The following is a 12468-nucleotide window of genomic DNA, read 5'->3' as shown; positions in this document are numbered from 1 at the left end:
TCCCCGTTCAGCCAGTATGCTGAGCCATCGCAGCCGTTGGCAGCTCCTGCCCGAATCAAGCGAAGAGGTTATTCATCGCTGCGTACTGCAACAGCATGATGGTCTTGGCATCGCAGATCTCGCCGCGTTGAAACGCTGCCAGTGCCTCAGCGAATTGCCACTCGAGCACTTCCAGTTCTTCGGTTTCCTCTTCCAGCCCACCACCGTCGCTGACTTTGGACGCGGCGTCGTATTCGGCGATAAAAAAGTGCAGCTTCTCCGTCACCGAGCCGGGGCTCATATACGCCTCGAATACTTTCTTCACGTCATGCACGCGATAACCGGTTTCCTCCTCGGCTTCGTCACGAATGCGTTGCTCCGGCGCGGCACCTTCCAGCAACCCCGCCGCCACCTCGATCAACAATCCATCGTGGCCGTTGACGAACACCGGCAAACGAAACTGGCGGGTCAGCACCACCGTGCGCTTTTCGCGGTTGAACAGCAGAATCGCCGCGCCGTTGCCCCGGTCGTAGACCTCGCGGGTCTGGCGCTGCCATTCACCGTTGTTGCGGTGGTAGTCGAAAGTGATTTTCTTCAGCAGATACCAGTCGTGGGACAACACCTGAGTGTCGACGATGTTGACCCGTTCGGCTGTGTTGGACATCGCGTCTGATCCTGTTTTCATGGGGGACTGCCATGGTCGGACAATTGCGCCGACAAAAAAAGCCCGGCAGCGCTACCGGGCTCGTTCAGCTTGGGTTGTTACTGGAAGTCGACGTCGAAGGCCTGGTAGAAGGCGTTGCCGGTGTTGGCGACGATCCACATCAGCACAATGACGTGATGACCCTTCTTGTTCGTCGGCAGTTGCACTTGGTGATCAACCTTGGCCTTCAATTCGCCGGCATGGCTGTAATACGGCACTTGCAGGTAGAAGTCTTCGAAGAACGGCTGGGTTTCGAGCTGCGCACGGCTGATGCGTTGCTGTGGATCCCAGCCGTCTTTGGTGATCAGCCAGCGATAACCACGGGTGGTGTGCGGCGCGGTGTACGCCCAGCTGACCTCGAGAATCTGCCCCGGATCGACATTAAGCAGCGGCCAGTTGAATGAACGGCCGAGCTTCTTGCTCATCTCGTCGTCGGTGTAATTGACGCAATCGCGGGCATCGGTCTTGCCGCCGCTGAGAATGTAGCCATCGGCCGGCGGCGCGACGCTGTCCGAGTCGGTCTCGAAGGGTTGCGGGAACGGCCCGGCATTCACGGCCGGAAAGTTTTTGCCGCCCTCCATTTCATTGACTTGCCAAGCGCCGAGCAAGCCGAGGTCAATGGCCACTGCGCCGCGACTTGCTGGCGAGATGACACGACCGTGTTTGAGTTGGGTTTGTGGGATTGCCTGATTCATCATGTTCACTCCGTTGATTTGAGAACTCTCCTTCCCGAGGAGAGGCCTTCAAGCTAACGGAGGTGAATTTTTTGTCCATCGGCGCTTTTGTCACAGTCCCACCGTGCAAGACGTAAAAAGCCCGGAAATACTGGATGCATAACCAGTGCTCGACGACGCATCGCACTCAACGTGTAGCTGAACACCTACACGCCGAGTCGCCTTTGGTCATTCAGACAGTTGCGCCTGATACTCCTTTTCGTACTGCCCGGCGAGTTGCGTTTTCTGTTTATCGTCGAGCAGTTTGCCGGCCATTTGGAAGAACTTGTGCTCTTCTTCCTCGAGGTGATGATGAACCTTGTCGGAGAGCTTCTTGGCCGTGGCCAGCCACGCCGGACTGGACATTTCGGTCTCGTCGAGTTCTTCCATCATTTCGTCCATTTCGTGGTGCTCGGCGATGGCGTGGCGGCTCAGGTCAACGCCTTCGTCGATTTCCATCAACGGAATGTAGAAGTGTCGCTCTTCAGCGGTTTCATGCGCTTGCAGTTCTGCTTTTAGCTGCTTGTAGGCCTCGACCCGCTCAGGGCTGTCACCGCTGGTCGCGATCAGAGCCTTGGCGTAAGTGCGCTGGCGCTCGTGGCTTTCGCGCAGGGCTTCAAAAATATTCACGGGAATTCCTCATCAATCGCGCTCAGGGAAAGACGCGATAAAAGCCTAGACCGCAACGCTGGTTTGACGGTTCCGCTTGTTCGATCGAAGGGCTTGGAGGCGTTTGCCCGGACGGGTTAGGCTGGGCGTTCAATCACACAAGGAAGTCATGCATGAATTTGCGTATCGAGTTGACGGACAATCCTACCGAGGAACAGCGTCAGGCCATTCTCCAACCGTTGATTGAATACAACGATACGAAGACCGGCATATCGAAAACCGAACCGTTCGCCTTGATGGTAAAAGATGAGTATGGCGCGATACTGGGCGGGTTGTACGGGCGAGTGACTTTGCGCTGGATGTTCATCGATTTGCTGTCAGTACCGGAACAAAGTCGCGGACTGGGGATTGGTTCCCGGTTAATGGCACAGGCAGAAGCGTTGGCCGAAGATAGAAACTGCTACGGAATCTGGCTCGACACCTTCGATTTTCAGGCGCCGGAGTTCTACAAGAAGCTGGGCTTCAGCCAGTTCGGTGAGATCGTTGACTATCCACCGGGGCACAAGCGGCATTTTTTCCAGAAGCGGCTGATCGACTGACTGTATCGCCCTTTGCGCGAGCAGGCTCGCTCCCACACTGGAAAGCATTCAACCTGTGGGAGCGAGCCTGCTCGCGACAGCGCCAGCCGCCTCGACACACAATCAGAGGCAGGTCGCCATCGCCGCCATGCGCCGCATCGCGACAAAATCACTCTGCTGTGCGTAGTAATTCAAAGTCGTACCCGAGGCTTCGGTAATCACATCGACAAACGACTCCGCTGAACGCGTGTAGACCGTCGTGCCGCCAGACTCGCGCGGCTCCAGATAGGCCGCCGCGTCGACGCCGAAAACCGCTTCATCCTGCCAGGCGAATTGCACGCACCGGGCGACGTCTTTCTCCGGCTTGTCCGAGGTCAGGACCTTGTCCGGGCTCTTGCTGCGAGCATCGTTCATCACCGAACCGGCGCACCCGGCCAACAGGGCCGCCGCCAGCACTACCATCAGCATTCGCATTGCATTTGCTCATCGAGAAAAAAGCGGACTGTAGCACTGCAACGCGGCAAATCGTTCTGCTTTACTGTTTTTATGCGCGACACGCGTGAGCAGCTGCGGCACTCTGAGATCTTCAGCCACACAAGGACATTACATGGCGCCTAGCGACCAACGACATGAACACGCCTTGAAACTGTTTCTCGATGCGCGACCCGAACTGCGTGAGACTCTCGACCACCTCAATCCGCTGTTGGCTCAGGCCAAGGGTGAAACCCAGGCGCAGTACCGCGAAGAACGCTTGCATGAAGCATTCGAGGCTGAGGCAGAAAGCCAGGGGTTGTTTGCCTGGGAGCTGACGTTGCAGCTGACCGCTGATTCACCGGAGGACTATCAGGCGCAACGCCTGGAAGTGCATCGGGAAGTGGCGGAAATGGCGGGGATGGACTGGATCGAGTATTGCGATCTTTACGGCATCACCCCGTAATCGATGTAGGAGCTGCCGAAGGCTGCGATCTTTTGATTTTGCTCTTCAAGATCAAAAGATCGCAGCCTTCGGCAGCTCCTACAAAGGTATCTGCGTAAAACTCGGGTTTCGCGGCACGAGCGATAAAGCTTTATCATGGCCGCAGTTTCGCTGATCGAGTCCATCATGAAGTTCGCCATCGCGCTGTTTTCCGCCGCCCATGCGCCCTCCTCGCGCCGTGCCCTGCTGTTTGCCCAGGCCGCGCTGGCCGGCGGCCATGAGATTGTCCGGCTGTTCTTCTATCAGGACGGCGTGTTCAACGCCTCCGATGCAGTGGTGACGCCGCAGGATGAACAGGATTTGCCCAAGCAATGGCGCGCCTTCATCAACGAAAAGCAACTGGATGGGGTGGTCTGCATCGCCGCCGCTCTGCGCCGTGGTGTGTTGAACGAAGAAGAAGCCAAGCGTTACCAGCGTGAAGCGATTTCGCTCAGCGCGCCGTGGGAATTGTCCGGTCTGGGTCAATTGCACGATGCCGTGCAGGACGCTGACCGTCTCATCTGTTTCGGAGGCGCTTGAACATGGCCAAATCGCTGTTGATCATCAGCCGCCAATCGCCATGGTCCGGCCCCGGTGCGCGGGAAGCGCTGGATATCGTGCTCGCCGGTGGCGCCTTTGATCTGCCGATCGGTTTGCTGTTTCTCGATGACGGCGTGCTGCAACTGGCCGCCGGGCAGAACGCCAAGGCCTTGCAGCAGAAAGACCTCAGCGCCAATCTGCAGGCGCTGCCGATGTTTGGTGTCGAAGAGCTGTTCTATTGCGCCGAAAGCGCCAATGCTCGCGGTCTTGGCAAACTGTCGCTGGACGAAGCGCAGCCGCTTGCTGCTGAACACATCACCGCCCTTATTGACCGTTACGATCAGGTGATCACCCTCTGATGTCGACTTTGCATGTGTTGTCTCATTCCCCGTTCGGCGACGATCGTCTGAGCAGTTGCCTGCGCCTGCTCGGCAGCGCCGATGCGGTATTGTTGTCCGGCGATGCGGTGTATGCGCTGCAACCGGACACTGTGCCGTTCTCAACCCTTCAAGAGCGAGCAATCAGACTGTTTGTATTGATTGAGGACGCACAGGCGCGTGCGATCGAGATTCCAGACTGGGCCGAGGCCATCGACTACCCGGCGTTTGTCGAACTGTCGATCCATCACGCCAAGGTCAACAGCTGGCTATGAATTCAATGACCGTCGGCGCCCGCGCCATCGAACTGGACAAGGACGGCTTTCTCGTTGACCTCAGCGACTGGTCGGCTGAAGTCGCCAGCGCCCTCGCCGCCGCAGAAGACATCGAGTTGACGCCTGAACACTGGGAAGTCCTCGAGCTGCTGCGCAGCTTCTACGCCGAATTCCAGCTATCGCCGGCCACGCGGCCGCTGATCAAGTACACCGCGTTGAAACTCGGCGCCGACAAAGGTAACAGCCTGCACCTGAACCGACTGTTCAAAGGCACCCCTGCCAAACTCGCCGCGAAACTGGCGGGCCTGCCCAAACCGACGAATTGCCTATGAACGACTTTCCAGCATTGACCCTCGAAACGCCTGCCGAGCATCCGTTCGCGCAATTCGTGCGCATTCTCGGCAAGGGCAAGCGCGGCGCCCGCGACCTGACGCGCGAAGAAGCCCGCGAGGCCATGGGCATGGTGCTCGATGACAAGGTCGAAGATACGCAACTGGGTGCCTTCCTGATGTTGCTGCGCCACAAGGAAGAAAGTGCCGAGGAAATGGCCGGTTTCACCGAAGCCCTGCGCGCACGCTTGCAGGCGCCGTCGCTGAATGTCGACCTGGATTGGCCGACCTACGCCGGCAAAAAACGCCATCTGCCGTGGTATCTGCTGGCAGCCAAATGCCTGGCGCAAAACGGCGTGCGCATCTTCATGCACGGCGGCGGCGCGCACACGGCCGGGCGTCTGTACAGCGAACAACTGCTGGGCGAACTGAACATTCCCCTGTGCCGTGATTGGCAGCAGGTCGGCACGGCACTGGGCAACGGCGGCCTGGCCTTTATGCCGCTGGTGGACTGGGCGCCGCAACTGCAGAAGATGATCGACCTGCGCAATACCTTGGGCCTGCGGTCGCCGATCCACTCGCTGGCGCGGATTCTCAATCCGTTGGGCGCACGCTGCGGCCTGCAAAGCATTTTTCACCCGGGTTACCAGGCGGTTCATCGCGATGCCAGCGGCTTGCTCGGCGACACGGCAATTGTGGTCAAGGGCGATGGCGGTGAAATCGAGATCAACCCCGACGCCACCAGCCACCTTTATGGCACCAGCGGCGGTCAGAGCTGGGATGAAGAATGGCCGCAGCTGTCAGCGCAGCGCCACGTCAAACCCGCTTCGCTGGAAATCGAGCACTTGAAAGCCGTGTGGCGTGGCGATGTGGTCGACAGTTACCCGCAAATGGCCTTGATTGCGACCATGGCCCTCGCCCTGCGCGGTCTCGGTCAGAATCGCGAACAGGCGTTCGCAACCGCCGAGCAGTATTGGGCGGCGCGCAACACATCGATCTAACCGATCATTAGCGCCCGATCTTTGCGCTTTTTGTTCGAACTCATCGGAATAGACTCGACTCCAACGAATATTGGTTTAGGGAGTCTTGATCATGGGTTTACTCGTCGACGGCCACTGGCAGGACAAGTGGTACGAAAGCAGCAAGGACGGCGCGTTCCAGCGCGAACAAGCGCAACGCCGCAACTGGGTGACCGCCGACGGTCAACCAGGCCCCAGCGGTGAAGGCGGTTTCACTGCTGAAGCCGGGCGCTATCACCTCTATGTTTCCCTCGCCTGCCCTTGGGCGCATCGCACGCTGATCGTGCGCAAACTCAAAGGGCTGGAAAGTCTCATCGACGTGTCGGTGGTCAGTTGGCTCATGCTGGAGAACGGCTGGACCTTCGACAAGGCGCTCGGTTCGACAGGCGACAAACTCGATGGCTTCGATTTCATGCATCAGCGATACACCGCCGACACGCCTGATTACACCGGGCGCGTGACGGTACCAGTGCTGTGGGACAAGAAACTCAAGCGCATCGTCAGCAATGAATCGGCGGAAATCATCCGCATGTTCAACAGCGCCTTCGACGGGATCACTGGCAACGATCTGGACTTTTATCCGGCGCCGCTACGCAACGAGATCGATGCGCTGAACGAGCGGATCTACCCGGCGGTGAACAACGGTGTCTATCGTGCCGGGTTCGCCACCTCGCAACAGGCATACGAACAGGCGTTCGATGAAGTATTCGCCGAACTGGATCATCTGGAGCAACTGCTGGGTGCCAATCGCTACCTGAGCGGGGAATACCTGACCGAGGCCGACGTGCGCCTGTTTACCACGATGATTCGCTTTGACGCGGTGTATCACGGGCACTTCAAGTGCAACCTGCGGCGGATTGCCGATTACCCGAATCTGTCGAACTGGCTGCGCGAGATGTATCAATGGCCGGGTATTGCCGAGACGGTGGATTTCCAGCACATCAAGCATCACTACTATGGCAGCCACAAGACGATTAACCCGACGGGAGTTGTTCCGAAAGGGCCGCAGCAGGATTTCAGCGTAGCGCATGACCGGTCGCGGTTGATCGGGAAAGGGGTTTGGTTAAAGCGCTAACAGCAGAAGCAAAAGATCGCAGCCTTCGGCAGCTCCTGCATGAGAATGCGTTCCTCTGTAGGAGCTGCCGAAGGCTGCGATCTTTTGATCTGACTCAGACCTGCGCTTGAGCCCCTTCAAACCACGCCAGCTTCTCGCGCAGCTGCACCACTTCGCCGACGATCACCAGAGTCGGCGCATGCACTTCATGCTCCGCCACCATTCGCGGCAGATCCGCCAGCGTGCCGGTGAAAACCCGCTGATTGACTGTAGTGCCCTGCTGAATCAACGCCGCCGGGGTATCCGCCGCGCGACCATGCTTGATCAACTGCTCGCAGATAATCGGCAGGCCCACCAGGCCCATGTAGAACACCAGCGTCTGCGCCGGAGCCACCAGGTCAGCCCATGGCAGATCGGTGGAACCATCCTTCAAGTGGCCAGTGACAAACCGCACGGACTGCGCATGGTCACGGTGGGTCAGCGGGATCCCCGCATAAGCGGCGCAACCGCTGGCCGCCGTGATGCCTGGCACCACCTGGAATGCAATACCGTGGGCCGCCAGTTCTTCGATCTCTTCGCCACCGCGGCCGAAGATAAACGGATCGCCGCCCTTCAACCGCACCACACGCTTGCCAGCCTTGGCCAGATCGACCAGTTGCTGGTTGATCTGATCCTGCGGCACGGCGTGTTCGGAGCGCCGCTTGCCGACATACACCCGCTCGGCATCGCGACGGCACAACTCGAGAATCGCCGGCGCCACCAAGCGGTCATAGAGCACCACATCGGCTTGCTGCATCAGACGCAGTGCGCGGAAGGTCAACAGATCCGGATCACCCGGACCGGCACCGACCAGATAAACCTCGCCAGTGGTGACCATTGGCTCGCCATCGACCTTGGCCTGCAACAGGCGCTCGGCTTCAGCGCCCTGCCCGGCCAGTTGACGATCGGCGATCGGGCCCTGGAAAACGTCTTCCCAGAAGCCGCGACGCTGCTGAACATCCGGAAACAGGTTTTTCACCTGATTGCGAAAACGCGCAGCCAGCCCTGCCAATTGACCGTAGGTCGAAGGAATCCAGGTTTCGATTTTCGCGCGGATCAGACGCGCCAGTACCGGCGCATCGCCGCCGCTGGACACGGCGATGATCAACGGCGAGCGATCGACGATCGCCGGGAAGATCACGCTGCACAAGGCCGGCGCATCGACCACGTTGACCGGCACGCAACGGCGGTGGGCGTCGGTGGAGACTTGCGCGTTGAGCGTTTCGTCGTCGGTAGCGGCAATGATCAGCCCGCAACCGTCCAGATCCGTTTCGGCGTAACCGCGCAACAGGCATTCACCGCCGCTGGCAGCGACCAGTTCGGCCAGTTGCGTTTCGATTTCAGGTGCGACCACCCGCAGCAGCGCACCGGCATCGGCCAGCAGGCGGGATTTGCGCAAGGCAATTTCCCCCCCACCGACAACCAACACACGACTGCCGCGCAGGTTGTGAAACAGCGGCAGATATTTCATTTAGCCGATGACCTCAAGGCCACCCATGTACGGCTTCAGCACGTCCGGCACGCGGATCGAACCGTCGGCCTGCTGGTAGTTTTCCAGTACCGCAACCAGAGTACGACCGACCGCCAGACCAGAGCCGTTCAAGGTGTGCACCAGCTCAGGCTTGCCGGTTTCCGGGTTACGGAAACGCGCCTGCATGCGACGCGCCTGGAAGTCGCCGCAGTTGGAGCACGAGGAGATTTCGCGGTATTTGTCCTGGCTCGGAATCCACACTTCCAGGTCATAGGTCTTGACGGCGCTGAAGCCCATGTCGCCGGTGCACAGCGCCAGGGTGCGGTAAGGCAGGCCGAGCAGTTGCAGAACCTTTTCGGCGTTGGCAGTCAGGCTTTCCAGCGCTTCCATCGATTGCGACGGCTCGACGACCTGGACCATTTCGACTTTGTCGAACTGGTGCTGGCGGATCATGCCACGCGTGTCGCGACCCGACGCGCCGGCTTCGCTGCGGAAGCATGGGGTGTGGGCGACAAACTTGATCGGCAACAACTTCGAATCGACGATTTCGCCGGCAACGATGTTGGTCAGCGACACTTCGGCGGTTGGAATCAGGTACAGATCGGCTTCGCCTTCGCGGGCAATCTTGAACAGATCTTCTTCGAACTTCGGCAGCTGGCCGGTACCTTGCAGCGCCGGAGCCTGAACCAGATAAGGCGTGTAAGCCTCTTCGTAGCCATGTTCGGTGACATGCAGGTTGATCATGAACTGCGCCAGTGCGCGATGCAGACGCGCGATCGGGCCACGCAACAAGGCGAAACGAGCGCCGGACAGCTTGGCGGCGGTTTCGAAGTCCAGCCAGCCGAACTTCTCGCCGAGGGCGACGTGGTCTTTCACTTCGAAATCGAACTGGGTCGGGGTGCCCCAACGGCGCACTTCGACGTTGTCGTCTTCGTCCTTGCCGACCGGAACCGATTCGTGCGGCAGGTTGGGGATACCGAGCAGGATCGAATCGAGTTCGGTCTGGATCGCGTCCAGCTCGACCTTGCCAGCGCTCAACTCGCCTGCCATACGCTCGACGTCCGCCATCAGCGGCGCGATGTCTTCGCCGCGCTGCTTGGCCTGCCCGATGGATTTGGAACGCGCGTTACGCTCAGCCTGCAGTGCTTCGGTGCGGGTCTGGACGGTCTTGCGCTGTTCTTCCAGCGCTTCGATGCGCGCGGTGTCCAGGGCAAAGCCACGGGAAGCCAGGCGGTCCGCTACGTCCTGAAGGTTGCTACGTAACAGTTTGGAATCGAGCATGTCGGTTTCTCGTTATCAAAGTTTGGTCAGGGACAGGCCGGCCCACGTCGCGAGCAGCCCGCCGAATACGCTGAGTGCCGCGTAGCCCAGGGCCAGCAACACTTGCCCGCTTTCCAGCAGGCGCACCGTATCCAGTGAAAAGGATGAAAAAGTCGTCAGCCCCCCGAGGAAGCCGACCATCAACCCGGCGCGCACCTCGATCGGCACCTCCGGGCGTATCAGAAACAGGCCGTACAACACGCCAATCAGCAGGCAGCCCACGATATTAACGGCCAGCGTCGCGGTATAGAAGTGCCGCGGCCAATTGGCGCTGACCCAATTACCGGTGGCGAAGCGCAACAAGGTGCCGGCAACACCGCCGACCGACACTGCGAGTATCAATGGAACCACTATTTTCTCCGCTGCCGAGGGCTCAGACGATCGAGTTGAGCGAGGTGATTGAGCTTTTCGCCGATCTTCAACTCCAGGCCACGGGGCACTGGCTGATAGAACGGAATCGGCTCGAGTTCTTCCGGAAAATAGTCTTCGCCGGCGGCATAGGCGTCCGGCTCGTCGTGGGCGTAGCGGTATTCGTCGCCATAACCCAATTGCTTCATCAGCTTGGTCGGTGCATTGCGCAGGTGCAGCGGGACTTCCAGCGAGCCGTTCTCAGCCGCTGCGCGCAGCGCGGTTTTGAAGCCCATGTACACCGCATTGCTTTTCGGTGCGCAGGCCAGATAAGTAATGGCCTGGGCGACTGCCAATTCGCCCTCGGGGCTGCCGAGACGCTCCTGCACTTCCCACGCCGCCAGGCACAGGCTCAATGCACGCGGGTCGGCGTTGCCGATGTCTTCGCTCGCCATGCGCACCACGCGTCGCGCCAGGTACAGCGGATCGCAACCGCCGTCGATCATCCGCGCAAACCAGTACAGCGCGCCGTCGGGATTGGAGCCGCGCACGGATTTGTGCAGCGCCGAGATCTGGTCGTAAAACGCTTCACCGCCCTTGTCGAAACGTCGGCGCGTATCGCCGAGCAGGCTTTGCAGCAACTCGGTGCCGATTTCGCTGTTGTCTTCGGCCAGATCAGAGGCGTTTTCCAGCAGATTGAGCAGGCGCCGGCCATCGCCATCAGCGGCGGACAGCAACATCTGGAAGCCTTCATCGCTCAGGGTCAGGTTGCGCTTGCCCAGGCCGCGCTCTTCGGTGAGTGCGCGGTGGACCAGTTTGCGCAAGGCCGCTTCGTCTAGGCTTTTCAGCACGTAGACGCGGGCCCGCGATAACAAAGCGTTGTTCAGTTCGAACGAAGGGTTTTCGGTGGTGGCGCCGATGAAGATCAGCGTGCCGTCTTCAACGTAGGGCAGAAACGCGTCCTGCTGCGACTTGTTGAAGCGGTGCACTTCATCGACAAACAGGATCGTGCGCTTGCCGTACTGGCCGGCCTGCTGCTTGGCAATTTCAACGGCCTGGCGGATTTCCTTGACCCCGGCGAGCACCGCCGAAACCGTTTCGAAGTGCGCATCCGAGACTTCTGCGAGCAAGCGCGCCAGGGTGGTCTTGCCCACGCCCGGCGGCCCCCAGAAGATCATCGAATGCAGCGCGCCCTGCTCCAGCGCCTCACGCAGAGGCTTGCCGCGAGCGAGCACGTGTTCCTGACCGACGTACTCATCCAGATTGGCCGCACGCAGACGGGCGGCCAAGGGCTGGGCAATCGGTGCACTGCGAAACAGATCCATCACGTAGCGTTGAAACCTCTGATTTTCTGAAATCTGCTGAAGAAACTGTGGTGAGGGGATTTATCCCCGTTGGGCTGCGAAGCGGCCCCAAAAGCGACGTCTGCTGCGCAGCCGGACGGGGATAAATCCCCTCGCCACAATACCCCCTCAATAGCAGGCCCTCACCACAAAGGCCCTGACACAAAGGGCCGGTGTTTATTCCTGGATAACGTCGGCACCCTTGGGAATGTCGAATTTGAATTTGGACGCTGGCACCGCTTCGTTGGCCTTGACCCCGGTAAACAGGATATTCGTGCGCTGGCCGACGCTGTCAATCAGTTGCATGTCATTGAGCAGGCCGTTGCGGAACGACAGGCGCAGGTTGTCGAAGAGAGTGTCTTTGGTTTTCGGCTTGAGAGTGAAGTCGATCACGCCGCCCGCCTCTTTTGCGCTGATATCGAAGCTCTGGCTGATCTTCGAGACATCGCCGGACAACAGCAAGGCCGGCGTCTGGGTCAGACGCTCATCGAGCTTCTTGATGGTTGCCTGCTCCAGATCCGGGTCCCACAGGGTGACTTTCTTGCCATCGGAGACCATGGTCTGCTCGGCCGGCGCATTGGTGTGCCAGTAGAACAGGCCCGGACGCTGCAGGGTCATGTTGCCGGTGGTTTCCTGCAACTGGGTGCCGCTGCCATCGAGGGTCAACTGCGAAAAGTTTGCCGACAGGGTTTTCGATGTTTCGAGCAATTGGGTCAGACGCGCCACGTCCTTTTCATCGGCGTGGGCCGTGAGTGTGGTCAGCGCCAGTACTGGCAACAGCATGCGGATAAGGCGCATGAGAGTCCTCTTGAATAC

Annotated in this window: 17 protein-coding genes; 8 read left to right on the top strand and 9 right to left on the bottom strand. The window is 59.6% G+C overall.

Features of this window, described 5'->3' with window-relative positions; translation table 11 throughout:
• Positions 1-55: 55 nt before the first annotated feature.
• The 3 genes from ASG55_RS18325 to ASG55_RS18315 form a co-directional block, all read right to left on the bottom strand.
• On the bottom strand, positions 56-643 hold the full coding sequence (locus ASG55_RS18325; protein WP_056788927.1) for an NUDIX domain-containing protein: 588 nt from the start codon (positions 641-643) through the stop codon (positions 56-58).
• Between the two features lie 98 nt (positions 644-741).
• On the bottom strand, positions 742-1377 hold the full coding sequence (locus tag ASG55_RS18320) for a lytic polysaccharide monooxygenase auxiliary activity family 9 protein (RefSeq protein WP_041477375.1): 636 nt from the start codon (positions 1375-1377) through the stop codon (positions 742-744).
• Positions 1378-1584: 207 nt separating this feature from the next.
• On the bottom strand, positions 1585-2025 hold the full coding sequence (locus ASG55_RS18315) for a hemerythrin domain-containing protein (RefSeq protein ID WP_016775257.1): 441 nt from the start codon (positions 2023-2025) through the stop codon (positions 1585-1587).
• A gap of 152 nt (positions 2026-2177) precedes the next feature.
• Here ASG55_RS18315 and ASG55_RS18310 point away from each other — a divergent pair, with 152 nt between their 5' ends.
• Positions 2178-2603 (top strand): GNAT family N-acetyltransferase, encoded by a 426-nt coding sequence (locus ASG55_RS18310; protein ID WP_056788924.1) that lies wholly within the window; start codon positions 2178-2180, stop codon positions 2601-2603.
• Between the two features lie 102 nt (positions 2604-2705).
• Here ASG55_RS18310 and ASG55_RS18305 read toward each other — a convergent pair whose 3' ends face one another.
• Positions 2706-3056 (bottom strand): hypothetical protein, encoded by a 351-nt coding sequence (locus ASG55_RS18305; RefSeq protein ID WP_041477055.1) that lies wholly within the window; start codon positions 3054-3056, stop codon positions 2706-2708.
• A gap of 133 nt (positions 3057-3189) precedes the next feature.
• Between ASG55_RS18305 and ASG55_RS18300 the strand changes: the two genes are divergently transcribed.
• The 7 genes from ASG55_RS18300 (at position 3190) to ASG55_RS18270 (ending at position 7152) form a co-directional block, all read left to right on the top strand.
• Positions 3190-3519 carry a DUF6388 family protein gene (locus ASG55_RS18300; RefSeq protein WP_041477057.1) on the top strand — a complete coding sequence of 110 codons (330 nt, stop codon included), beginning with the start codon at positions 3190-3192 and terminating at the stop codon, positions 3517-3519.
• A 165-nt stretch (positions 3520-3684) separates the two neighbouring features.
• Positions 3685-4077, top strand: a complete 393-nt coding sequence (tusD, locus tag ASG55_RS18295; protein WP_041477377.1) for a sulfurtransferase complex subunit TusD — start codon at positions 3685-3687, stop codon at positions 4075-4077.
• Positions 4078-4079: 2 nt separating this feature from the next.
• A complete protein-coding gene (tusC, locus tag ASG55_RS18290; RefSeq protein WP_056788922.1) occupies positions 4080-4436 on the top strand; it encodes a sulfurtransferase complex subunit TusC in 357 nt (118 codons plus the stop codon).
• Positions 4436-4729, top strand: a complete 294-nt coding sequence (tusB, locus tag ASG55_RS18285; RefSeq protein ID WP_056788919.1) for a sulfurtransferase complex subunit TusB — start codon at positions 4436-4438, stop codon at positions 4727-4729. Before tusC ends, tusB begins: the two co-directional genes overlap by 1 nt.
• Positions 4726-5061 carry a TusE/DsrC/DsvC family sulfur relay protein gene (locus ASG55_RS18280; protein WP_016770652.1) on the top strand — a complete coding sequence of 112 codons (336 nt, stop codon included), beginning with the start codon at positions 4726-4728 and terminating at the stop codon, positions 5059-5061. Before tusB ends, ASG55_RS18280 begins: the two co-directional genes overlap by 4 nt.
• Positions 5058-6059 carry a glycosyl transferase family protein gene (locus tag ASG55_RS18275; protein ID WP_056788915.1) on the top strand — a complete coding sequence of 334 codons (1002 nt, stop codon included), beginning with the start codon at positions 5058-5060 and terminating at the stop codon, positions 6057-6059. Before ASG55_RS18280 ends, ASG55_RS18275 begins: the two co-directional genes overlap by 4 nt.
• A 91-nt stretch (positions 6060-6150) precedes the next feature.
• Complete coding sequence (locus ASG55_RS18270; protein ID WP_056788912.1) at positions 6151-7152, top strand: glutathione S-transferase family protein; 1002 nt, start codon at positions 6151-6153, stop codon at positions 7150-7152.
• 94 nt (positions 7153-7246) lie between these two features.
• On the opposite strand, the gene cysG is transcribed toward ASG55_RS18270, so the two are convergent.
• From cysG to lolA, 5 genes are all read right to left on the bottom strand, one after another.
• The gene (gene cysG / locus ASG55_RS18265) at positions 7247-8641 is read right to left on the bottom strand and encodes a siroheme synthase CysG (protein WP_056788910.1); all 1395 of its coding nucleotides are present in this window, start codon (positions 8639-8641) and stop codon (positions 7247-7249) included.
• Positions 8642-9922 carry a serine--tRNA ligase gene (serS, locus tag ASG55_RS18260; RefSeq protein ID WP_056788907.1) on the bottom strand — a complete coding sequence of 427 codons (1281 nt, stop codon included), beginning with the start codon at positions 9920-9922 and terminating at the stop codon, positions 8642-8644.
• Between the two features lie 15 nt (positions 9923-9937).
• On the bottom strand, positions 9938-10312 hold the full coding sequence (gene crcB, locus ASG55_RS18255; protein WP_016775261.1) for a fluoride efflux transporter CrcB: 375 nt from the start codon (positions 10310-10312) through the stop codon (positions 9938-9940).
• Positions 10312-11634 carry a replication-associated recombination protein A gene (locus tag ASG55_RS18250; RefSeq protein WP_042609225.1) on the bottom strand — a complete coding sequence of 441 codons (1323 nt, stop codon included), beginning with the start codon at positions 11632-11634 and terminating at the stop codon, positions 10312-10314. Before ASG55_RS18250 ends, crcB begins: the two co-directional genes overlap by 1 nt.
• 195 nt (positions 11635-11829) lie before the next feature.
• Entirely contained in the window at positions 11830-12450 is a 621-nt protein-coding gene (gene lolA / locus ASG55_RS18245; protein ID WP_056788905.1) for an outer membrane lipoprotein chaperone LolA, read from the bottom strand.
• Positions 12451-12468 lie beyond the last annotated feature (18 nt).

Source organism: Pseudomonas sp. Leaf434 (assembly GCF_001425545.1).
GTDB classification, from domain to species: domain Bacteria; phylum Pseudomonadota; class Gammaproteobacteria; order Pseudomonadales; family Pseudomonadaceae; genus Aquipseudomonas; species Aquipseudomonas siliginis.
This window is presented reverse-complemented; position numbering and strand designations above follow the sequence as displayed.